The sequence below is a fragment of the Limnohabitans sp. Bal53 genome (assembly GCF_003063355.1).
GTDB lineage: Bacteria > Pseudomonadota > Gammaproteobacteria > Burkholderiales > Burkholderiaceae_C > Limnohabitans_A.
The window spans coordinates 109,215-131,071 of sequence record NZ_NESH01000007.1 but is presented as its reverse complement, the minus strand read 5'-3'; the positions used below and the strand labels follow the sequence as shown (position 1 = coordinate 131,071).

26 protein-coding genes and 1 pseudogene are annotated in these 21,857 nt (G+C 59.7%); 11 read left to right on the top strand and 16 right to left on the bottom strand.

What is annotated here, in order from left to right:
- Positions 1-494 (bottom strand): CoA transferase (locus tag B9Z50_RS16365; protein WP_233249917.1); only part of this gene is annotated, 494 nt, incomplete at its 3' end.
- 85 nt (positions 495-579) lie between these two features.
- On the opposite strand from B9Z50_RS16365, the gene B9Z50_RS16360 reads away from it, so the two are divergent.
- The 3 genes from B9Z50_RS16360 to B9Z50_RS16350 are packed head-to-tail and all read left to right on the top strand — an operon-like array spanning position 580 to position 3,478.
- Positions 580-1,410: an enoyl-CoA hydratase/isomerase family protein gene (locus tag B9Z50_RS16360; protein ID WP_370463091.1), complete on the top strand. Its 831-nt coding sequence runs from the start codon at positions 580-582 to the stop codon at positions 1,408-1,410.
- A gap of 12 nt (positions 1,411-1,422) precedes the next feature.
- Positions 1,423-2,646 carry a phenylacetate--CoA ligase family protein gene (locus tag B9Z50_RS16355; protein WP_108365813.1) on the top strand — a complete coding sequence of 408 codons (1,224 nt, stop codon included), beginning with the start codon at positions 1,423-1,425 and terminating at the stop codon, positions 2,644-2,646.
- A 43-nt stretch (positions 2,647-2,689) separates the two neighbouring features.
- Entirely contained in the window at positions 2,690-3,478 is a 789-nt protein-coding gene (locus B9Z50_RS16350; protein WP_108365812.1) for an enoyl-CoA hydratase, read from the top strand.
- A 766-nt stretch (positions 3,479-4,244) separates the two neighbouring features.
- On the opposite strand, the gene B9Z50_RS16345 is transcribed toward B9Z50_RS16350, so the two are convergent.
- Positions 4,245-4,505: a hypothetical protein gene (locus B9Z50_RS16345; protein WP_108365811.1), complete on the bottom strand. Its 261-nt coding sequence runs from the start codon at positions 4,503-4,505 to the stop codon at positions 4,245-4,247.
- Between the two features lie 229 nt (positions 4,506-4,734).
- Here B9Z50_RS16345 and B9Z50_RS16340 point away from each other — a divergent pair, with 229 nt between their 5' ends.
- Both B9Z50_RS16340 and B9Z50_RS16335 read left to right on the top strand, forming a co-directional pair.
- Positions 4,735-4,962 carry an AlpA family transcriptional regulator gene (locus B9Z50_RS16340; protein ID WP_108365810.1) on the top strand — a complete coding sequence of 76 codons (228 nt, stop codon included), beginning with the start codon at positions 4,735-4,737 and terminating at the stop codon, positions 4,960-4,962.
- A 275-nt stretch (positions 4,963-5,237) separates the two neighbouring features.
- Positions 5,238-5,948 carry an SOS response-associated peptidase family protein gene (locus B9Z50_RS16335; protein ID WP_108365809.1) on the top strand — a complete coding sequence of 237 codons (711 nt, stop codon included), beginning with the start codon at positions 5,238-5,240 and terminating at the stop codon, positions 5,946-5,948.
- 120 nt (positions 5,949-6,068) lie between these two features.
- Here B9Z50_RS16335 and B9Z50_RS17510 read toward each other — a convergent pair whose 3' ends face one another.
- Complete coding sequence (locus B9Z50_RS17510) at positions 6,069-6,500, bottom strand: hypothetical protein (RefSeq protein WP_146183234.1); 432 nt, start codon at positions 6,498-6,500, stop codon at positions 6,069-6,071.
- A 194-nt stretch (positions 6,501-6,694) separates the two neighbouring features.
- On the opposite strand from B9Z50_RS17510, the gene B9Z50_RS16320 reads away from it, so the two are divergent.
- Entirely contained in the window at positions 6,695-7,177 is a 483-nt protein-coding gene (locus B9Z50_RS16320) for a GreA/GreB family elongation factor (protein WP_108365806.1), read from the top strand.
- Positions 7,178-7,627: 450 nt separating this feature from the next.
- Here the strand turns inward: B9Z50_RS16320 and B9Z50_RS16315 are convergent, their stop codons facing one another.
- Positions 7,628-8,947 (bottom strand): MFS transporter, encoded by a 1,320-nt coding sequence (locus B9Z50_RS16315; RefSeq protein WP_108365832.1) that lies wholly within the window; start codon positions 8,945-8,947, stop codon positions 7,628-7,630.
- A 44-nt stretch (positions 8,948-8,991) separates the two neighbouring features.
- Complete coding sequence (locus tag B9Z50_RS16310; RefSeq protein ID WP_108365831.1) at positions 8,992-9,270, bottom strand: metal-sensing transcriptional repressor; 279 nt, start codon at positions 9,268-9,270, stop codon at positions 8,992-8,994.
- Positions 9,271-9,330: 60 nt separating this feature from the next.
- Between B9Z50_RS16310 and B9Z50_RS16305 the strand changes: the two genes are divergently transcribed.
- From B9Z50_RS16305 to B9Z50_RS16295, 3 genes are all read left to right on the top strand, one after another.
- The gene (locus tag B9Z50_RS16305; RefSeq protein ID WP_146183233.1) at positions 9,331-9,735 is read left to right on the top strand and encodes a hypothetical protein; all 405 of its coding nucleotides are present in this window, start codon (positions 9,331-9,333) and stop codon (positions 9,733-9,735) included.
- A gap of 74 nt (positions 9,736-9,809) precedes the next feature.
- Positions 9,810-10,547 (top strand): HupE/UreJ family protein, encoded by a 738-nt coding sequence (locus B9Z50_RS16300; protein ID WP_108365804.1) that lies wholly within the window; start codon positions 9,810-9,812, stop codon positions 10,545-10,547.
- A 20-nt stretch (positions 10,548-10,567) separates the two neighbouring features.
- A complete protein-coding gene (locus tag B9Z50_RS16295; protein WP_108365803.1) occupies positions 10,568-11,230 on the top strand; it encodes a transmembrane anchor protein in 663 nt (220 codons plus the stop codon).
- 180 nt (positions 11,231-11,410) lie between these two features.
- Here B9Z50_RS16295 and B9Z50_RS16290 read toward each other — a convergent pair whose 3' ends face one another.
- The 10 genes from B9Z50_RS16290 to B9Z50_RS16245 form a co-directional block, all read right to left on the bottom strand.
- Positions 11,411-12,034, bottom strand: coding sequence for a tyrosine-type recombinase/integrase (locus B9Z50_RS16290; protein WP_108365802.1), 624 nt, complete (start codon positions 12,032-12,034; stop codon positions 11,411-11,413).
- 191 nt (positions 12,035-12,225) lie between these two features.
- The gene (locus tag B9Z50_RS16285; RefSeq protein ID WP_108365801.1) at positions 12,226-12,861 is read right to left on the bottom strand and encodes an isoprenylcysteine carboxylmethyltransferase family protein; all 636 of its coding nucleotides are present in this window, start codon (positions 12,859-12,861) and stop codon (positions 12,226-12,228) included.
- Between the two features lie 375 nt (positions 12,862-13,236).
- A complete protein-coding gene (locus B9Z50_RS16280; RefSeq protein ID WP_158270696.1) occupies positions 13,237-14,496 on the bottom strand; it encodes a murein L,D-transpeptidase family protein in 1,260 nt (419 codons plus the stop codon).
- A gap of 20 nt (positions 14,497-14,516) precedes the next feature.
- On the bottom strand, positions 14,517-15,764 hold the full coding sequence (locus tag B9Z50_RS16275) for a M23 family metallopeptidase (RefSeq protein ID WP_158270695.1): 1,248 nt from the start codon (positions 15,762-15,764) through the stop codon (positions 14,517-14,519).
- 120 nt (positions 15,765-15,884) lie between these two features.
- Positions 15,885-16,523: an SCO family protein gene (locus B9Z50_RS16270; protein ID WP_108365798.1), complete on the bottom strand. Its 639-nt coding sequence runs from the start codon at positions 16,521-16,523 to the stop codon at positions 15,885-15,887.
- Position 16,524: 1 nt separating this feature from the next.
- The gene (locus B9Z50_RS16265) at positions 16,525-17,229 is read right to left on the bottom strand and encodes a thioredoxin domain-containing protein (RefSeq protein WP_108365797.1); all 705 of its coding nucleotides are present in this window, start codon (positions 17,227-17,229) and stop codon (positions 16,525-16,527) included.
- Positions 17,226-17,642, bottom strand: coding sequence for a disulfide bond formation protein B (locus tag B9Z50_RS16260; RefSeq protein WP_108365796.1), 417 nt, complete (start codon positions 17,640-17,642; stop codon positions 17,226-17,228). Before B9Z50_RS16260 ends, B9Z50_RS16265 begins: the two co-directional genes overlap by 4 nt.
- A complete protein-coding gene (lspA, locus tag B9Z50_RS16255) occupies positions 17,639-18,145 on the bottom strand; it encodes a signal peptidase II (RefSeq protein ID WP_108365795.1) in 507 nt (168 codons plus the stop codon). Before lspA ends, B9Z50_RS16260 begins: the two co-directional genes overlap by 4 nt.
- Positions 18,146-18,630: 485 nt before the next feature.
- The gene (locus tag B9Z50_RS16250) at positions 18,631-19,038 is read right to left on the bottom strand and encodes a DUF3703 domain-containing protein (RefSeq protein WP_108365794.1); all 408 of its coding nucleotides are present in this window, start codon (positions 19,036-19,038) and stop codon (positions 18,631-18,633) included.
- Positions 19,028-19,699 carry a cation transporter gene (locus B9Z50_RS16245; protein ID WP_108365793.1) on the bottom strand — a complete coding sequence of 224 codons (672 nt, stop codon included), beginning with the start codon at positions 19,697-19,699 and terminating at the stop codon, positions 19,028-19,030. Before B9Z50_RS16245 ends, B9Z50_RS16250 begins: the two co-directional genes overlap by 11 nt.
- 84 nt (positions 19,700-19,783) lie before the next feature.
- Between B9Z50_RS16245 and B9Z50_RS16240 the strand changes: the two genes are divergently transcribed.
- Together B9Z50_RS16240 and B9Z50_RS18115 are read left to right on the top strand one after the other, a co-directional pair.
- Positions 19,784-20,221: a Cd(II)/Pb(II)-responsive transcriptional regulator gene (locus B9Z50_RS16240; RefSeq protein WP_108365830.1), complete on the top strand. Its 438-nt coding sequence runs from the start codon at positions 19,784-19,786 to the stop codon at positions 20,219-20,221.
- A gap of 6 nt (positions 20,222-20,227) precedes the next feature.
- A pseudogene (locus tag B9Z50_RS18115) lies at positions 20,228-20,476 on the top strand (YnfA family protein); the annotation flags it as partial.
- Between the two features lie 203 nt (positions 20,477-20,679).
- Here the strand turns inward: B9Z50_RS18115 and moaA are convergent.
- A complete protein-coding gene (moaA, locus tag B9Z50_RS16230; RefSeq protein WP_370463094.1) occupies positions 20,680-21,828 on the bottom strand; it encodes a GTP 3',8-cyclase MoaA in 1,149 nt (382 codons plus the stop codon).
- Between the last annotated feature and the right edge of the window lie 29 nt (positions 21,829-21,857).

The window sequence follows — 21,857 nt, the reverse complement described above, 5'->3', positions numbered from 1 at the left end:
GGCACCATAGGCGGGTGGCCCGGCCGCTCGGTGAGCGACATCAAGCCAGTGAGGGCCACGTAGTTCATGTCGTGTCCGGCGGCCTGCGCCAACGGCCCATCCTGGCCCCACCCCGTCATGCGCCCGTAAACAAGGCGGGGATTGCGCTCCCCGCAAACAGCAGGCCCCAGACCCAGGCGCTCCATCACGCCAGGGCGGTTGCCCTCAATCAGACCATCGCAGCGCGCGATCAAGTCCAGCGCCTGCAAGCGGTCCTCATCGTGCTTGAGGTTCAGGGTGACGCGGCGCTTGTTTCGCGAGAGCAACATGCCTTCTTTGGGCGTGAGCTCATCGGGCAAGGCACCCGGCCCGGGGCGCACCACCAGCGTCACGTCGGCCCCCAGTTGCTCCAGCATCAGCCCTGCCAAAGGCCCGGGCCCAATGCCCTCGAACTCAAGGATCTGGATGCCGCTCAGCGGGGCGATGGGCAACGGGGTAGAAATGTGCACAGTCATGGGTCTCTTTTCTATGTTGATCTACTATATGTTCAAGTTTTTTACTTTTGGGTAATGGAAAGCCCTAAGTCACACATCTTTGGGAATGGACAGAATCAAGAGCACGAAACTGCAAGCCACCAAGGAAGCGAAAATGCCCATGTCTGTCGTTGTTACCGAGATCCGAAATGGGTCGATGTGGATCCGTCTGAACCGCCCAGACGCGATGAACTCACTGACCCCCGATGTGCTGGAGGCCATCAACGCGGCGCTGGGCGAGGCGGAGCGCCAACCGGAAGTCACATCGGTCGTGTTGACCGGTTCCGGCCGTGCCTTCTGCGCGGGCGCCGACCTCAAGTACGTCAAAACACAGGCCGGTGAAGTGGGTACCAACCGCTTTCTCGAAAACGTGTTGGCCACGATGAACCGCATCGAGAAATTCCCCAAACCCGTGATTGCCGCCTTGAACGGACTCACCCTCGCAGGCGGTCTGGAGCTGGTGTTGTGCTGCGACCTGGTGCTGGCCGCGCGCAGCGCCAAGATTGGCGACGCCCATGCGAACTACGGCCTTCTGCCGGGTGGCGGAAGCTCGGTGCGCCTGCCCCGCATCATTGGCGCGACCCGCGCGAAATACCTGCTGTTCACAGGCGATTTCGTCGAAGCTTCAGAGATGTTGACGGCCGGGCTCGTCAACAAGGTGGTGGACGACGACCAGTTGGAAATCGCCACACAGGCCGTGGCCGACAAAATCGCCACCAAGAGCCCGCTGGGCCTGCGCCGCATGAAAGCCTTGGTCGACGACGGTCTCCAGCAATCCGTGGACACCGCCTTGCGGCTGGAACTGCTGGCCTGCGAGGTGCACCAGCACAGCGCCGACCTGCACGAGGGCCTGGCCGCGTTCACCGAAAAGCGCGCTCCGCGCTTCACAGGCCGCTGAGGCAAGCACGCCATGCACGCCCCCACCTCCTCCGATCGGTTCGAAGCCCTGCGCGCTGCACAGCAATTCGCCTACGACAAAGCCCCGGCGATTCGCGCCGTCTACGAAGCCGCGCAGATGACGCCGCAAGACCTGCGAAGCGCAGGCGATCTTGCACGCCTGGCCGTGACCAGCAAAGACATGCTGCTGGACAAGCAGCGCGAGTCGCCGCCCTTCGGCGGATTTCTCGCGGTCGAGGAAACCGCCATCCGCCGTGTGTTTGTCTCGCCAGGCCCGATCTACGAGCCGCAGCTTTTTGACGATGGCACCGGCCACGGTTTTTCGCACACCTTTCGCCACGCGGGCATTGGGCCGGGCGACCGCGTGCTCAACACCTGGTCTTACCACCTGGTGCCGGCTGGTCTGTTGCTGGACGAAGGCATTGCCGCCACCGGCGCCACGCTGATTCCCTGCGGCCCCGGCGGCGCCGAGCAGCAAGCGAAACTCATTGTGGAGCTCGGCATCACCTGCATCTGCGCGTCCACCGCCTTCTTCGTGACTTTGGTCGAAACGCTGGAGCGCATGGGGTATCACCTGCCCTCGCAATGGAAGGTGCGCTCGGCCATGCTGGGCGGTGAGCTGGGCGACTGGATGGGCAAGCGCCGCGCGCTGGAACACAAATACGCGATCCAAACTTTCTCGGCCTACGGCACCGGCGACTTCGGGCTCATTGCCTACGAAGAACTTGGGAAGCCTGGCTACACCGTTCAACCCGATCGGCTGGTGCAGATTTGCGAGCCGCAAACGGGCGTGCCGCTGGGTGTGGGCGAACCGGGCCAAATCGTGGTCACCACGCTCGACCGAGGCTGGCCGCTGGTTCGCTTTGGCACAGGCGACGTGGCGCAGGCGCTGGCCCATTCGCCAGACGGCCTGGTGGATCGCATTGGGCCGTTGCAAGGCCGGGTGGGCCAAGGCGTTAAGGTGCGCGAAATTTTCATCTATCCGCGCAACGTCGAAGAACTGGTCATACAGGCTCCCTCCGTGCAACGCGCCCAGCTCGTGATCGGCAAGCAACAACACCGGGAAACCGCATGCTTGCGCGCCGTGCTCGCGCCCGATACCAACAGGGACTCTGCGGAAGCCGATCTCAACGAACGATTCAAACAGCTGACGCGTTTGAAACTTGACGCGATCGAGTGGTTGAGCCCGGAAGAACTCGCGGCCGACGCGCCCTTGCTGGTGGACAACAAACATTGAACGGCGTCATTGGCTTTGAACACCCACCCATCTGGAGTACCCCATGAGCACTGACTTTGAAGAATTGGTTTGCCGTGAAGACGGCGCAGTCGCCTACCTGAGCATCAACCGGCCGAGCAATGGCAACAGCCTTTCGCTGGGCACCATTCAAAACCTGCACAAGGCACTGAACACCCTGGCGGCACGCACCGATATCGCGGCCATCGTGCTCTCGGGCGTGGGCAAGCGCATTTTTTGCGCCGGGCACGATTTGAAAGAAATCCGCGACCATCCCGATGCCGAGTTCTTCAAAGAGTTGTCCGCTCAGTGCTCGGCCATGATGCAGGCCATTCAGATGCAACCGCAGATCGTGATTGCCGCGGTCGACGGCGTGGCCACCGCGGCGGGCTGCCAACTGGTGGCCGCAGCGGACCTCGCCATCGCCACCACCGGCTCGCGCTTTGCCACCCCGGGCGTCAACATTGGCCTGTGGTGTGTGACACCCATGGTGGCGCTGAGCCGCTGCATCGCACCCAAACACGCCATGCAAATGCTCGCCACGGGTGCCCTGATGGACGCCGAGTTCGCACTGCGCGTGGGCTTGGTCAACGAGCTGGTGAGCGCCGAGGACCTCGACGCGAGGGTGAGCGAACTCGCCCAACAGATCGCCAGCAAATCCACCTACACGCTCGCAACCGGCAAACGGGCTTTTTACCAACAGCTGCGCATGGGCTTGGCCGATGCCTATGAGTACTCAGGAGAGGTTGGGGTCCGAAACTCTATCCATCCAGACGCGGTGGAGGGGATTCAGGCGTTTGTTGAAAAGAGGCCACCTATTTGGCGGGGTCGCTGAACAGATAGATGTCGGGCGTGGGTCTCAACTACGGTATGTGATGACGCATTTCGACACTTTGCGCTTTGGAGTCACGGACTGCCTTAGAAGTTTAAGTCAGGTGAACGCCGCCGGTTTTCGTTGAGGCTTGATGGGATAAGGCACGCTTCTACCGTGGAAGCTTGCCTAGCGTGTTGCCAATGGTTGTTGGCCTCAGCTTCTGCCGCCTGGATATATCTGAAGGGTCAGAGCAACCAATGGTGGTTAAAGGGTAATCCCCTCGAAAAACCAACGGTGCGAGAAGTAGAATTTTCCAAGACAAAAGGCTACGTGAAGAATCGAAAATTTACCAGATAACGCTTAAATGCACGATAAAAACTTATATTAATCAACAACTTACAATCGAAACCTCATTCCCACTCTATTGTCAACAGTTGGTCGCGGCTCAGAGGAAAAGAGCGCTGCGTGCCAGCCGAGAACGGGCCCAATACCGACAGATCTACCGTCACTTTCGAGAGCCCCTTCCGGGGCTCTTTGCTTTCGATCTCACTCCTCAATGGTTCGTGACAGCGATTGGAATGCGAAAGAGACATGTTTTTTAATGCAATGACGGTATCAGGTGCTCGCTACCGATGGCGAAGACGGTATTTCAGGGTGGCTTGACGGTATCACAACCTTACTTGGTCATGACCCTTGTAGATCACACCGATTGTTGGACACCGCGCCGCAACGAAAGTGCGCTCTGCCCCACCTGGGAGCAGTTCACCGTGGGTGACGTCATGCCGAATCACCAGAGCGCAGAGTCTTGCAAGTCCACGGTCACGCGCCACATGCGCCGGTTGTGGTGCCATCTCACCGCCACGACCACCAGCAAGCCCAGCAGCAACGCAACGCTGATCATCTCCACAAGCGACGGCAACCTGTCCAACACAGCTGTCAGCGCCACACGCACCCCGTACCCAAGAACCATCACCAGCGTTAAAGCCAGCAGCGCACAGCGCAGTGCTCGGCTCACACCGTTGTGGGTTTTCAGGAACAGGACTCGCATGACGGGTGGTTACTCGAACTCAGTTTGTCTTGTTAGTGTTTTGGTGCTGAGCGAACGCCACTGGGGGTCACCAATGTGCAGAGAGACCAGCTTATCTGCAAACACCCAGAGCGCTGAGAATCCCGAAGGACATCCCCAAGCTGAGCGACTATTTTTACCGCAAAGTCATCGGTCGGATCGAGTCGACCACGGCCTAGACTGGGAAGCATCCCTCACTCGGAGTACCCACATGCACACCTACCTGCCACCCACCACCGAGTCCAACCACTCGGACAGTCTGACCATCTTGCGTCTTCCTGCGGTCACACGATTGACCGGCCTGTGCCGCTCGACCATCTACCGCCTGGTCGCTGAGGACAAATTCCCCTCCCCCGTCAAGCTGTCCAGCCGCGCCATTGGCTGGCACCGGTCCGACCTGGAACGCTGGAGTGCTGCGCGCCCCACGGCAAACCACTGACCTGCCTGGGCGTCCCAATCTACGGTTCGCCGCCTATTCAGCACGAACGACGGCCCGGCGTCGATTCATCGGGCGATCACCCTCATTGCGCGACTCAGAGGCCATTTCAAAAACTGGGCCCTCCTGCTTGAGGGTCAGCTCAGCCGACCTCCACTGCATGTCGAACTCAACAGGATTCACCTGCGAAATAATGTCACTTTGCAAAGGCGATGACAGGCAAGAAGCAGCATCCATGCGCCGAAGCGGCTTTTTGCAGAACTCACTGGAGGTGATGCATGTGCAACCTGTATGGAAGCGTTGATGCAGACACGCTTCGCACACAATTGTTCAAGGGACTCGATGGCCTGACGTGGGACCACACGGTGGCCCCATTGGGACAGGGCGTTTTTGTCAAACAGGACTCCGTCGCTCAGGTCGGGCAATGGGGCATGATTCCCCCCAGCTCCAAGGAGCGCACCCCCAAGACGCGTGAAGGTCGCCGCATGAGCACGAACAACGCTCGTCGCGAAACGGTGGCCACCGCATGGACATACCGTTTTCCCTGGGCACGCCAGCAACGGTGCCTGATTCCGGTAGCCTGGTTCCAGGAACCGTATTGGGGCATCACGCACGCGGACCCGATGTCGCTTTCAAAAAACACCTGGTGGCGATTCTGGAGAGAAGACGGCGAACCGTGGATGCTGGCCGGACTCTGGAGCGAGTGGACCGATCCGGCCACGGGTGAAGTGGTGCAGAACTACACCATGCTCACCCAGAATTGTGATGGGCATCCCCTGTTAGCCTTGATGCACAAGCCTGATCCCAAACAAGGGCCGGACAAGCAGGACAAACGAACGGTCGTGGCCATCGAAAGAGCCGATTGGGATCTGTGGCTGCATGGCCCAAAGGAAGCGGCAGAGGCGCTGATTCGCGTGCCACCACTTGAGCTGTTTCGCCATGGCGCCGCCGAGCCTGACAAGGCCCATGTGCTGACGCTGCCCATTTAGACCCGCTGGGTAGTCCGCTCAACCTGGACCGGCCCTGGCCCGGCATAGATCGTCTCCTGACTGTTTTGCCGAGTCACCATCCACCATGCGCCGTGTTGCTGGACGATGTAGTCGGAAGGGTCACCGGGGATCGCGGCCTCCAGATTCGCTGGCCCGCTGCCAAGCTGGGGGAATATCAGAATGGTTTGAAAGGTACTCACTGGGATCTTCTCCATTGGCGATCTCCTCCAGCATGTCGATGCCAGATGGCGCCGCGCACTGAACAAGCGCCCACCATGTCTGCCGGTACGACGACACACGGGTCTTGATGCTGGTCGGCTTTCTGGACGACATCTCTTCTCCATGAATGACCATGCCGTTGCTGGACACGCGGGTGATCACCGCTTTATGAAGGGGCGGCAACACATCAAGGTCCCCATCAAGCAAACGGGCCTGGAAGTACCTCAGGTCTCCCCTGTCGATCTTGGCCAGCTGAACATCGCCAGATTGAGGAGAAGATGGACGGGGCAGCTTGATGCCTCGGTCGCGCAGTCGGTAAACAGAGGCTTGCATCTGGTCGGTTGAATCATGAATACTGGATATTTAACCAGTATTCTGCCAAGGGCGCAAATCTGTCGGAATTTGTCCACCGGCGGAACCCTACCCGTGGCTGAAGTTGACCTGCAGCCAGCCGAAGTGTGGAAGGCTGGTGGAGCCCTTCATAATCAAGCCCTACCCCGGCTTGTTCGAGATACCGATTTTTCAACATGGACAAATTTTTGCTGCGGCAGCAGGTGCTGGATCGGCTCGCCGAAGACCTGCTGCAAGCCGAACAGGCAGTGCGGGCAGCCCATGAAACGGCGACTCACGAAGAGACCATCGCTGAAAACAAATACGACACCTTGGGACTCGAAGCCGCCTACTTGGCCACCGGCCAAGCGCGTCGCGCCGAGGCCATCCGCCAGGCGATGGTCAATTGGCGTCTATTCCGCCCGAGCCCCTACGACGCCAGCAAAGGGGTACAGCTCGGCGCCCCGGTGTGCCTGGTCGATGCCGACGACAAGCAGCAACAACTCTTTCTCGGCCCGGATGGGGGCAGCATGAAGTTGGTCAGCGGCGCTCACCTCGTTCAGGTCATCAGCAGCGAATCCCCTTTGGGCAGGGCCATGCTGGGTAAATGCGAGGGTGATGAGGTGTCGATACAAGTCGCTCCAGTCCGACAGCAGTTTGAGGTGCTGAGGGTTCATTGAGCCGCAAGGATGCAACTCTGAAGCCCAAACCGTGAATTCACGGGGGCAACATCAAAGGCTGCAACCACTGGACAGCCGAACTTGGAGAATTTTAAAGTCGCTTCAAGGCTGGGTCCAGACATAGGAAATTGTCGCCTAAACGTTCGCGAGTTTCGTAACCTGCCATTCGCGGAGCAGGGCTTCAAGCGGCAGCTTGACCCCGCAGACCTGTCACTCGATCAAGGCCCGCCAGACAAGTTTGCTGGAACGACTGCACAAGCCAAGGATGAGCTGGTGCTCCCGACCTATTGCGGTCGCCACAGAAATCGAAAGGCGTTTTTTCATTGAGTGAGGACTTCAAGGCAACTTTGCCGCCGCACCCGAACCCCAAGCAAAGCCGAGGTGCCGAGATCCCTTGCACTGAGTTGAACGGGAGAAATCACGGAACAAGGCAAATACCCTGCGCCGGCTTCAACGACCCAAGTTGGGCCAGTGCGGGTGGTGGTCGTCGATCACAAAAGGGTGCGAATGGCGCGCACCTTGCTCGGTGGTGCCCACGCCATGGGCGTGTCCAGCTGGCAGATCAGGGTGTTCGTGCTCAATGGACTCTGGATCCTGGGGCGGCCAGACCAGTGTGGCCCCCCAAACGGCCAATGCAGCAGCACTGCCCAAAACAGCAAAGGTCACGGGCATGCCAAAACGGGCACCCAACCAGCCGGCCAATGGGTAGAACAACAACCAGCAGGCATGCGACAGCGCAAATTGAGCGGCAAACAGCGCAGGTCGATCTTCTGGATTTGAGGATCGCCGCAACAAACGCCCGGAAGGCGTTTGGGCGGTCGAGTAACCCAAGCCAAGGGCGAACCACAAGGCCATTAGCGATGCATGTCCGACCACCAAGGTGCCCGCGAACATTCCCACAACCATCAACGCCATGCCTGTCAGCATCACGCGCCGGTCCGCCAGTTTCTCCAGAAGACTGGGCAAGGCCAGCGCCGCCACCATGGAGCCGGCTCCGAAGCTGGCCAACGCCAGGGCCACCGCGCTCTGGGTCAAACCGAACTTGCCTTGCACGATGACAACCGTGTTGACAAAAACCATGGCTCCTGCCGCTGCGACCGCCGCGTTCACCGCCAACAGCCCGCGCAGCCGAGGTGTGGCCAGATAAATTCGCAGGCCGCGTGTGGTTCGGTCGTAGATGCTGCGGCGCTTTGGAGCTGGATGAACGGGTAAAATCACCGACACCACCAACGCAGCAGAAGCCAGGAACCCCACCACCGTGCCTGCAAACAGGTCGTGAAAGCCGATCACCGTCAGCAATGCGGCAGCCAGCATCGGACTGACAAGGCTCTCCATGTCGTACGCAAGGCGTGAAAGCGACAATGCTTTCGTGTAGTCCGCCTCTTCTGGAAGGACATCGGGGATGGTGGCCTGAAAGGTGGGTGTGAAAGCGGCCGACGCGGCTTGCAACACAAAAATCAACACGTAGATTTCCCAGATCTGGGAAACAAATGGCAGCAGCAGGGCAACAGCCGCCCGGACCAGGTCCAGCGTCACCAGCATGGTGCGTCTGGGCAGGTGTTCGGCAAAGGCCGCAGCGACCGGTGCCACGCCCACGTAGGCGATCATCTTGATGGCCAATGCCGCTCCCAGAACCATCCCTGCGTTCTCGCCTGCCAGATCAAAGGCCAATAGCCCCAGCCCCACGGTCGCCAGACCGGTCCCGATCAACGCAATCACCTGAGCGGCGAACAAGTGACGGTAGGTGCGGTTGGAAAGAATGGCCAGCATGTTTTGGTTCAATGGATCTGCGTTCGGTAGCAAGAGCCGACAACTCAGAGGTACCGAGTGATTTCCTTGAACTCTTCCATGGAGTGCTGATGCTCTCCAGCAAGTGGTCCCACGAGATGTTCGAGGCAGTGGTCCAAATGGTCCTGGATCAGCGCCTTCTTGGCTTGTTGTACGGCCTTCTCCACCGCCTGCAACTGCTGAGCGATATCCAGGCAGGGACGGCCCTCCACCAACATCGCTATCGTGCTGTTCAGATGCCCATTCGCCCTCTTTAGGCGCTTGATGACGGCGGGGTGTGAAGCGTGAATGTGCGGAAGTGTCATGGACGTTATTATCCCCCCTAGGGGGATACTATAATCAGCTGTCTCACCCAAAAAAACCTCATGACTCTTCGCGCCCACCCCTCAACACTGCCTACTTTGGCAGCATTGGGTATGCGGTGGCTGGTGCTCATGGTGATCATGTTCGGGACGGTCGTCTCATCGATTGGACTCACCAGCTCCCACGGTCTGGCCGCTATAGTTGAATCGCATCAATCTGCGCTGACCGCTCCTGAAGATCCTCACGGCCATGAACATGCAGATCAAGGGGTTGAGGTGTCGGAGACAGATGAGCGTGCAAGTGCAGAGCACCCTCACCACGCGATGGATCATTCGCACGACATAGCCCACCATCTGCCCCTTGCCTGGGGCAATGCATCGCCGCAACTTCCCAGCTGGGAAATCATGGTGCGGCCCTGGATTGAAATGGGGCAGGCCTACCGGCTGGATCGCCCACCGATGGGCTAAGGCGCTTCTCCTCACCGCCTTTGCGCTGCGCCTCGCAGCGCGACCATTTCTTTCAGACCATCGGAGTCTTTTTTATGAACAGCCTTGTTCACGACAGGCTGCCCCATTCGCCATGGGCGATCGGGCACCCCCGTCTTTTTTTGCTTTTTGCTTTCTTCATCTGCCTGCTGCTTAGCAGTGCAGAAGCCTTTGCCCACGCCGTGACAGCGGGCGACAAGGGCTATATCCAGGAAATCTCGGGTGTCAACCTGCTGCCCTTTGTGTACCTGGGTGCCAAACACATGATGACGGGCTACGACCACATCCTGTTTCTGTTTGGCGTGATCTTCTTTCTCTACAGGCTGCAACACATTGCGATCTATGTGAGTCTGTTTGCGATCGGTCACTCCACCACCATGATCCTGGGCGTTTACTTCAACGTCGGCATCAACAGCTACCTGATCGACGCGATCATCGGACTTTCCGTCGTCTACAAGGCGCTGGACAACATCGGTGCTTTCCAGCGCTGGCTCGGGTTCCAGCCCAACACCAAAGTAGCGACGTTGGGCTTTGGCCTGTTCCACGGCTTCGGATTGGCGACCAAGATCCTGGAGTACGAAATCTCCGCCGACGGCCTTGTGCCCAACCTGCTCGCGTTCAACGTGGGCGTGGAAATCGGGCAACTGCTGGCCTTGGCGGTCATCTTGATCGGCATGAGCTACTGGCGCCGCACACCCAGCTTCATCAAACACGCCTACACCGCCAACGTCGCCATGATGAGCGCCGGATTCATTTTGGTGGGCATGCAGCTCACCGGCTACGTTGTGTCTTGAACACCCAAGGAATTTTTAACATGTACAACAGCGATACCCGTTCACAAGCCGATCTGCCATCTTCCAAGCAGCTCTTGCGATCCACCATTCTGGCTGCCGGGTCCGCCCTGGTTCTTCTGGTCGCCGTCGTGCTGCCAGCCGAGTACGGCGTCGATCCCACCGGCATCGGCCGCGTCCTGCGCATGACAGAGATGGGCGAGGTCAAGCAACAACTGGCGGCAGAAGCCGCAGCGGATGCAGCAGGCGCACCAGCAGCAAGCTCAACGGCAAGCGAAGCCTCGGTCATCGCCAACGCCAATGCGGCACAACCAGCGGCGAAGCCTGCACCAGCGAACACGGCGAGTGCGCCCGTCCAGCCAGTGGCACCCAAGGTCGAGTGGCGGGACGAGATCCCCTTCACTTTGACGCCTGGTGAAGGAACGGAAATCAAGATGAAGATGGTTGCAGGCGCCAAGGCTCAATACGCTTGGGTAGTCAAAGGTGGCGAAGTCAACTTCGACACACATGGCGATGCGCCAGGCAAGTCCATCAGCTATGAAAAGGGCAGAGGCGTAGCTTCTGATGAAGGCGTTCTGGAGGCGGCATTCACGGGCAACCATGGCTGGTTCTGGCGCAACCGGGGTCAGTCGGATGTTCAGCTGGTCCTTCGCACCCGTGGCGACTACAGCGAAATCAAAAAGTGATGCAAAAAGTGGCGCAGATCGCTGCGCCACTTCGCTGTCCATAGTCCGAAAGACCGGTTTTTTCCAAAGATCATGAGTGGCTCCTCGTAGCCGAAAACGCTGGTTCTGACCGACCTCACGCGGCTCCCATTGAAATCGGTCGCCCCGGCATCGCAGCAGAGGCGACCGCTGATGTCCCCTTCAGATTTCCGTTTGCTCGGAGATTTCGAGGGCGTCATCAACCTCGATGCCCAGGTATTTCACGGTCGACTCAAGCTTGGAGTGACCGAGCAGCAACTGCACAGCACGCAGGTTCTTGGTGCGCCGATAGATCAGCGTCGCCTTGGTCCTTCGCATGGAATGCGTCCCATATTCGGCAGGGTCCAGTCCCAGGTCCCCTACCCAGTGGCCAAGAATACGGGCGTACTGCCGGGTCCCAAGATGGGGTGAATCGTGGAGCCGGCTGGGGAAGATGAAGTCATCCGACTTCAGCGCAGCCTGCTTGATCCATGCCTGCAGAGCGTCTCGGGTAGCGGCCGTGATCTCGAACTGAACTGGGCGCTTGGTCTTGTGCTGCATGACGATCGCTCGGGTGGCCAGTTGCTCGCCATGACAGACGTCGCGGACTTTGAGCGCGACGAGGTCGCACCCTCGCAGTTTGCTGTCGATACCGAGGTTGAAAAGTGCGAGCTCGCGGACCCGACCCTCCATCTGCAGGCGGACGCGCAACGCCCAGATGTCTTTCAGTTTGAAGGGTGCCTTCTGTCCAACGATCTTTCCCTTGTTCCAAGGCTCGTGATGAACGGAATTGCCGGTGGTTTCCATGATGGTCTCCCATCGAGTTGAGGGACACACAGCATGCGCTGGCGGGGCGAAAGGTCGTTGTTTTAAATCAAATGTCTGGAAGATGCAGATGGCTGGGCGGTTGGTCAGTTTTTGAGCGGCTCAGGCGATTCGCGCTCTCGGCCAAACCCAGTCGGTGGGTCAACATCCCGATGGCGGTCAATCGTGATGGGTCATTTACCTTCTCTGTGAGGAATCCCGATAAAGCGAGGCACCTGCCTTGCGTATTCTTCGTACTGCTGTCCGAATTGGCGTTCAAGCCATGGCTCCTCCAGAAATGGTGCCAGTAGGTAGAGGAGTGCCCAGATGGTGACCAATGGATAGACGGAAAGCGAGTGCGTGACCAGTGCAAGTCCAACTAGGCCGCAGATGGTGACGACGTAAATGGGGTTCCTGCTCCAGCCATACCAACCCGTTGTCTTGAGTGTGCCTGCTTCACCATGAGCATCGCGCCAACCCAGTTTCCTGGTGATGTAAAAGGCAAGGCCGAATCCAGAAACCAGAAGCACCCATCCGATGGCGAAAACGGGCGTAGGCAACGCTCCTGCGCTGCGATAGTCGATGACGCTCAACATGCAGGTCCCCATTACAAGCGCCCGGAAGGGCCACCAGAAAGCGTGATACTTCCACGTCCCCAGCTCATCTGGCGGCCAGATGCGGAGGTTTGTCCATCGCAGCGAAGTGGCTGACAACAGCAAAAGACCGCCGCCACAGAAGAATGAAAGGATGAAAACGGCTGTAGTCACTTTTGAGGCCTGGCTCAACGCCCAAAATAGCCGTAAATGCACGGCGAAACGAACCTGCTCCATAAACTGTTCATCGAGTACTCTTGGATGTGCTGGCAGCCCAATGTGCACCACCTCTCTACCGTCCCAATCGTATATCGATGCGCTCGCCCGCCCACAAAAATCCTCTTGGTACGTCCATCCGGCACGGGCAGAACTGAAAATCGAACGCCTGCCTTCCCGTTATGCGATGGACCGCAACGGGTCGCCGATGTGAAACAAAGCGTGTTCTCTCACAATGAGCCATTCAAATTGACCTTGCGGCACCCTTCCACTTCCAAGCAAAGCCGAAGTTGACAACTCGGCTCTGAAGGGAGAGTAGCCGCACAAACGTAGGGTGTGGCTGCATTCAGAGCTTCACATGGCAAAGGGGCAATACCGTTCGTGGCTCCAATGTACTCAGACCGGTCCGTCGAAGAATAGTTGCCAGCGTCTTTGTTCTTGAACCCAATATTGGCGACGATCGACACTTCGGGATTGCCTTGGCGAAGTAGCTGTGTAGTTGACGATCGCCACCTCAGCTTGACGCGACCAGCGGAAAACTGAAACATTGCTCCATCGGGCCTGTGGGTCGGGCTCAGGGATGGTGCGCCTAGCGTCGACTTTGGATGACACATTGTGAAACGAACTGCTTTCGCGCGCATTGAAGTCTGCCGTTTGCAGCGCTTGCAACACTTGGTTATCACCGCGGACGTAGGCCGTCTGCCATTGGGTGCACAAGGCCAGGAAGCCGCGCCGCTCAGCAGCCAGTTCAGCGGGTCGAACCCAGTTCACTTCGTCAGCAATGATGACCGGAGTGCGCCGGGTTTGCAGCACATCCATGAGGTAGGTCATGTCGTCATTGGCCAGCGCGACGCAACCTTCGGTCGCATAGGGGCTGCGGTTATAGGCGACACGCGGTACGCCATGCAGCCAGATGCCGCTCCCGGTGCGCCCCAGGCGGCGGTCGTGCTCGTTGGGATAGTTCAGCGGCAGTGCGCCGACGCCGTAAAGCTCATCAACTTGCTGATCGTCCAGTCGGCTGGTGATGTGGTACACGCCCAGAGGGGTGCGCAAATCGCCTTCTAGTTGTTTGCCAAACCCGGCACGGCCTATGGAGGCATAGCTGCTGCGGATCAATTGCAGTCCGCCAGCCTGTTGCTCGAACACAAAAACCCTTGAGTGGCTGGCGTCCACCACCACCACATGCCGCACATTGCCGGCCAGCTCCAGCACCTGTTCCGGTACGGTTCCGGGTGGCGGCATCTCCTTGAGCGCGGCGAGTCGGCGATTCGCCTCCGCTCGGAGATTCTGCAGTTGTTCTCGAACCGCCGGAGGTCCATCTTTCACCGGAGCAAGGCCGGGCAAGGCTCCACTTTGTGCGATCAGCAGATCCCCGTAGACGAGCTGCCCCAGCTGAAAGTCCGGAACATCCCGCACCAGCGCCTCGGCCAATGGCAGCGCATTTTTGTTGCCCGCTGCGATCGTCCGGTAGATTTCAATCAGACGCCCTTCTGGCGAGGAGCGCAACGAACCGGTCACCAAGGCCGGGTTGCCCCTTGTTCTCGAGGTTGATTGGCTGCTTGCCCGTCCCAACGGTAAAACAAAAGTCCCGGCTGCCAACGCTGCACGCGAGAGCAGCGCCCGCCGGGTGGTGGAAGTATCAGGTGCCTTGGTCATGAAACTCGGGTTGGTCCAAGTCATTGCGCACTGGCGAGAGCGACCGAGGTCGCCAGTTCAAACTGTTCGCGCATGAATTTGGCCGTTTGTTGAAAGCCGGGCTGACTGAAGGCTGCGGTGGTCGAGTTCGAAGTCTTGCTGGTGATCTGCGACGGGTTGGTCCGAACGCCCTTGACGAGGTATTCAAAGTGCAGATTCGGACCAGTCGCTGTTCCGGTCGAGCCGACCGCTCCGATGGTCTGGCCCTGCTGCACGCGCTGCCCTGCCTTGACCGAAATGCGCTCCATGTGGGCATACGCGGTGGAATTCTTGTCGGGATGGCGAACCACCACATAGTTGCCATAGCCCCCTTGCCGGCCAGCAAAGCTCACAACGCCTTCGGCCACCGTGCGAATCGGGGTTCCGGCCGGGGCGCCGTAGTCCGTACCCTTGTGCGCTTTTTGCCCCCCATAGACCGGGTGGATGCGAGGTCCGTATGAACTGGTGACCCTGGAGAAGGCCAAGGGCGAAGCCAGGTAGGTGCGTTGCTGACTCGAACCATCGAGGCTGACGAATTCGCCAGCCGTTCCCGGCGCCTGGAACCATATGGCTTGGTGCGTCTGTTGCCCGTTTTGGATTTCGGCGCCCAGCAGTTGTCCCGTGAACAGAATTTCACCATCCAGCTCGAATGCTTCATAAATCAGGCTGAAACGGGCACCACGCTGCAGACTGCGCTGGAAGTCGAGGTCGCCAGAAAAGGCCTCGATCGTTTGCGCGGCCACAGCATCTGGCACACCAGCCTGGTCGGTGCCAGCGTAGAACGAGGAACGGATGGAGAGCGATGCCAGCTTGACCAGTCGCCTGGGGGTGGGCTGTTCGAGTCGGGAAGCGTATACGCCGTCCCTCGCCTCCACCACCAGCCGGTTGACCCGCTGGCTGCTGGCATCCACCGAACGAACCGACAGAGATTTAAGGCGCCCTTGCGGTGTTCTGGTGACAGACACCAGGTTGCCGGACGCGCCCGTGAGCAATGAACGTGATGTGGCGTCGCGGGCAAGAAAGGATTGCGCATCGCGATCTTCGACCCCCAGTCGCTTGAGCAAGGTCTGGAGGGTCTCATCGCGGCGAGTGAGCTGAGATTGGTGGATCGAGAAATCAGGGTTCTCCTCCGTCAGATCCGGGAGGGCGAGTGACGAACCAAGAGGTTCCACCACCTGCCGAATCGGCCCCTGGGTCACATCGGGCAGCGCCGGTGAGACACCAAAGGCCATGACGCCGGTGCCCAGCATCAGCGCACCCAAAACGGCCTGTGCGGGTTGCCGTGGGATGTGGATACGAGCTGTCAGAGAGAGCAATTTAACTGGATGCATGTGGGGAAGCTCGGCGGCCTGGGCGTAGTTTGAATCGCCTCAAACGGCGGACAGAAGAATCTGGATGTCCGACGCGATCGTGGCGGCATCGGTTCCGTAGGGTGAGAACAATCGGACCCGTCCGGCGGGGTCGAAGATGTACTTTCCCGCCGAATGGTCCATGGTGTAGGTGGACGGCGCCGATCCGGGAGCCTTCTTGAAGTAGATCTTGAAATCCGCAGCGACGCGCTCGAGTTCTGCGGGTTCGGGCCGCAAGGCGATGAAAGCAGGATCGAAGCTCGCCAGGTATTCCTTGAGCAGCGGTTGGGTGTCACGCTCGGGGTCCACGGTGATGAAGATCACCTGCAAACGGTCACCCTGGTCACCCAACTGGCGTTTGACCTCTGCCAAGGTTGTCATGGAGGTGGGGCAGACGTCCGGGCACTGGGTGAACCCGAAAAAGACCACCACGACTTTGCCTTTGAAGTCCGCCAAGGTCCGCAGGTTTCCGTATTGATCCTGGAGCCTGAAATCCTTTGCAAAGGCGGCACCTGTGACGTCGGTGCTTTTGAAGGATGGGACCGCGGGGGAGCAGGCCATCAGCACAGGGACACCGACCGCACCGGCCAACACCGCTTGCACAAACCGCCGACGATCAGTCAGAAGTTGACTTGGGTTGGTTGAAAAACGCAGGCCCATGTCACTTCCTGGCTTTGGCCACTTCTTCGGCCACGAGCGCCAGTAGCTGTTGATCGCCAAACGACGGCAGTCCACGGCCGTTGACGAAAAATGTCGGTGTCTTGGTCACTTCCAGCGCCGTCAGGTCTTCGATGTCTTGCTTCAGCACCGCATCGATGGCGGGGGTCTGCGCGTCAGCCTGAGCCTTGGCAATGTCCAGACCGGCCTCTTGCGCTGCACGGTACGCCAAATCGAGATTGGGTTTACCGTGATCGGCCCATTGAGGCTGGGCGGCCAAAACCATTTCCAACACGGGCAGGTACTTGTCCTGCAGCTTGGCCGCCTCCAGCAGCTTGACCACCTGATCAGAACCCCCGTGGAAAGGAGCGTACCGGATCACCACGCGCACATCGTTCGGGTACTGTTTCAAGATGTCCTTGACGATCGGATAGAACGCCCGGCAGGTCTCGCATGCAGGGTCGAAGAATTCGACGATGGTGACCGGTGCGTTGCGCGGACCAAAGACCGGGGAATGGAAGCGCACCAACCGGTTGTTCGCCTGAGCGCCCGGCTGGTCGCCTGACTGGCTGCGGGTCTCGTTGACGACCTCGCTGACTTTTTGCGCTTGCGAATTCTGGACCCGCTTCTGGTAGATATTCATGCCCAGGACAAAGAACAGCAGAACAATGGCGACCAGAGCGACAACAGTGATTTTTTTGGAGTTCATCGGGGTGACTTTCTGAGGTAGACGATGAGGAGGATTGCCAGCGCCATGAACGCGGCCAGAGACAGCCAGGGGATTTGCACGCCGTTGAGGATGTCGAGCTTTTGGTCCGCACAGGACACCCCGGCGCTGCAAGGCACCCAGGCCTTGGGGATCAGGTCCGCGACCAGCAAGGTGTGGTACGCGGCCACCGCCAGCCCACCCCAAGCCAGGGCGAGGGCGTAGATGGCGCCCCGCCGGTCATCGGTGAAGCAGGCGATCGCCAGAACGATGGCGATGGGAAACATGAAGATGCGCTGGTACCAGCACAGCACACAGGGTGTCATGCCCATGACTTCACCGAGAAACAGCGCGCCCAGGGTGGCGGCGGTGGCGACCAGCCAGGCCAGCAGAAGCAGCGTCCACGACCGGGTCATGTTGGACTCTCCGTCCTGGAGGCAACAGGGCGAAAGGACAGCCAGATCCAGACCGCTGCGGCTATCACGATGAACACATCGGCCAGGTTGAAGGCGGGCCAGTGCAAACTGCGCCAGTGCAAGTCAAGAAAGTCCGTCACTGCCCCATTGGCGATGCGGTCGATGAGGTTGCCACCGCCTCCAGCCACTATCAGCGCGCCCACCACCCGTTCGATCGGCGCCACCTGGCGCGCAAGGCAGAAGAAGGTGATGGGAACGACAACCACGAAGCCGATGACGATGAAGAACACCCGCTGCCAGCCGCCAGCATCGGCCAGCAGTGAGAAGGCTGCACCGGTGTTGAGCACGTGGACCAGGTTGAACCAGGACGTGACTTCAACCGCTGTGCCCAACGCAATGGTGCTGGCAAACCAGGCTTTGCTCAGCTGGTCGAATGCCAGAAGAATGGCCACGGCGGTGAGCCAGGCCAGGCGGGGACGGCCCCGCCAAGGAGTTGCAGACATGAAAAGACCCTGAAAGAACGGACATCGCCAGCCGCACGGGCTGGCACGCTTCACAGGGATCGGGGAAAAGGTGCGGCAAAAAACGCTGCCGCCAAAGAAGCCGAACCCTGGTCAGGCCAGGGTGGGCCACTGCGGCCGTTCGGGCCGCTCAACGAAAAGACCGTCGGTCCATGAGCGCGACCGAGCTTGCGCTCGGGAACCTGTGTCGCTTAAGGAAAAAGGCAGGTCGCTCAGGAGGGCAAGGGCACCCGCATGACAGGTCACGCAGTGCGGGTGCTGCGCATGGGAATCACCGGCCTGATCCGTGGGGTCGGCCTGCAGCGACGCGCCTGCCACGCCAGCATGCAACGCGGCACAGGGGTCTTGGAGGCAGGGCGCGTCCGTAGTCGCACCGGCCCACTGCAAGGGCAAGCAGAACAGGAACAACAAGGCAAACAGACAGGCACGCATGGAGGATTGATTGTAGAGGTACGCTTGCCAGGACACTATCGACCGGAGCCGCCGCCCGCAACTCGCGGCATCTCAAGCCCTTGGAACGCCCTGATCGTGGCCAGCAGCTCAGGCGCTACCGGCATAGGCCGAAACGCCCCGACGTTCGATCGGCCGGTGTTGCCCAGCGGCAGGCGGCCCAGCAAGTGTCCCAAAGGCACCAGCAACAGCCGCATTAGCTGACCATTCACTTCGGCCAGGTTGTGCGTCCGCCAGGCCAGCGCGAGCATCAGTCCATGCGTTTGCGCATGGGGGACCAACCTCGTCTGCCCGAGCACGTGCAGCGCTTCGAGCAAATGCCAAGCCTGCGTTAGATCCCTGCGATCAACCCGAAGATACGCCCCGCGCAAACGTTCGAAGGTGGGTGCGTCAAAAGCCACCGACGTTGTGGGTTCAGTGTGCATGGTCATGGTTTCTCAATTCATGATCGTGGGCCTTGATTTTTTGCTCCCCCAGTTCACCCCGCGCTTGCCTCAGCACTTGCCAGCCTCCATGCAGCGCCAGGCCCGCCATCAATGTTGCCACCAACAGGTCGGGCCAGGCGGTGCCGGTGCCAAAGACGCCCAATGCCGCCAGAAACACCGCCACGTTGCCAATGGCGTCGTTGCGCGAGCACAACCAGACGCTGCGCATGTTGGCGTCGCCTTCGCGAAAAGCGTAAAGCAGCCAGGCCACCGACACGTTGGCCAGCAGCGCCAGCAGTGCCACCACACCCATGGTCGGCGCATCGGGCACACCGCCGTTCCAAACGGCCCACAGCGCGCTGGCCAAAACATAAACACCAAAGCCCATCATGCTGAGCGCTTTGAGCACGGCCGCCCGAGCCCGCCAGGCCAGCGCCGAAGCCAGCACCGCCAGCGAGACGCCGTAGTTCAACGCGTCACCGGCGAAATCAATGGCGTCGGCGAGCAGGGACAATGAGCCCGACCTGAAGCCTGCGCCCAGTTCGACCAGGAACATGGCGGCATTGACGATGAGTGCCACCCACAGCACGCGGCGGTAGCGTGCCAGGTTGACGATTTGACCGGGGGCGGGGCATTCGTGTTCACAACAGTTGGAAGACATGGAAACTCCTTCAGAATGCTGTATTGAAAACCCTGGAGCCACTTCAGGGTCAAGCCCTTGTCCCAGTTGAACAGAGAAGACTTCATGCGCATCAAAGCACTCGCCCATGCCACAGGTGTGGAGGTGGACACCATTCGGTACTACGAAAAACAAGGCCTCTTGCCCGCGCCGGCTCGCCACGGTAACGGCTATCGCGACTACGCGAGAACCCACCTGGAACGCCTGGCTTTCATTCGCCATTGTCGAGCGCTTGAGATGCCGCTTGCTGACATTCGCCGACTGTTGACTGCGCTGGACGCGCCGGGCGAGCCGCACCCGGATGTGGACGGTCTGGTCCAGGGACAGATCGATAAAGTCAGGGCACGTCTCCAGAGTATGCGAGCGCTGGAGAAACAACTGGTGCTACTCAAGGCCAGTTGTGGCCGTTGTGACACCGATGGCACAGACTGCGGCATCCTCAAGGAATTGGTGGCGGCCGCCCATGGCGAGGCCTGCGCGTGCCATCCCCATCTTGCGCGCTGACCGACCATGACCACTTTTTTGCTTTACGTCGCCACCGCGTTGGCCGAGATCGTTGGTTGTTATCTGCCCTGGTTGTGGCTGCGCCAAGGAGGCTCAGTTTGGTTGCTGCTGCCGGCAGTGGTCAGTCTGGCGCTGTTCGCCTGGCTGCTCACCTTGCATGGTGCGGCCACGGGGCGGGTGTACGCGGCCTATGGTGGCGTGTACATCGGCGCAGCCATCGCGTGGCTGTGGGTGGTGGATGGTGTCCGACCTTCAGCCTTGGCCGATGTGAACAACCCGGAAAAGTACGAAAGTCAATGGCCCGCCAATGCTGGCTACGGTGCCGGCAAGCGCCCGCGCTCGGCCACCATCGTCATCACCAAAAACGACGGCGGTTTGATCGGGGCATAAATTTGGTTTGCGTGGATTGAAGCCCGCTTCGGCGGGCTTTTTTGGTTGAATATTTCCTGGTCTCGCCTTTAACCCCCGATGTAGCTCATCTCAGGCTTCGGTATGGCAGCCCTGTCGGGAAGTTCGGCCCATGGTGTTCGCAGTTGCGAATAGCGATCTGAACGCCGTTGCCACACAGTGGCGATTTCCCTGGCGAGTTGTTCATCTTCTGCTGTGGCCGCGCTTCTAAGAAGCTGGCGCAGATCGAAGCCTTGTCCTGCGAAGAGGCAGGTGAACAGGCGACCTTCAGTGGACAGTCTGGCACGATTGCAATCACCGCAGAATGCCTGGGTGACGCTGCTGATGACGCCGATCTCGCCCAGAGATGGAAGGTATTGACCGTTTGGCCCTGCATAGCCCCAGCGTTGCGCGGTTTCGCCCGCAGCGCTGGCGGGGAGGTGAACCAGGGGCATGTGTTCGGCGATAGTGCGCACCACTTCTTCGCTGGGCAGCACAGCGTCCATGTTCCAGCCGTTGGTGGAGCCCACGTCCATGAATTCGATGAAGCGCAGCGCCACGCCAGTGCCCTGAAAGTAGCGCGCCATCGGCAACACTTCGTGGTCGTTAACGCCGCGCTTGACCACCATGTTGACCTTGATATTGGTGATGCCGCTGGCTTGCGCTGCTTCGATGCCTTCCAGTACCTTGGCCACCGGAAAGTCCACATCGTTCATGCGCTTGAACACCCGGTCGTCCAGTGCGTCCAGACTGACTGTGACGCGGTTCAGTCCTGCGGCTTTGAGCGCCTTGGCTTTGCGGGCCAGCAGGGAGCCGTTGGTCGTCATCGTCAGGTCGATCGCCTCACCCTGAGAGGTACGCAGTTCGGCCAGTTGGATCAGGAGCGCTTCCAGGTTTTTGCGCAACAGCGGCTCACCCCCGGTCAAACGGATCTTCCTGACGCCCAGGGCGACAAACTGCCGAGCCACCCGGGTGACTTCTTCGAAACTGAGCAGCGACGAATGGGGGAGGTAGGGGTAGTCGGATCCAAACACCTCTTTGGGCATGCAGTAGGCGCAACGAAAGTTGCAGCGGTCGGTCACGCTGATGCGCAGATCGCGCAAGGGTCGTTGAAGCCGATCTTGGACATTTCCTGTCGGCAACGGATCCGCGAAGGACTGTGCCGACTGCTGTTGGGCGTACTGGCGATGGTCTATCAGGGGGAACACCCGTGCAAGCAATGGCTCACCCATGGCACGGCACCAGTTGG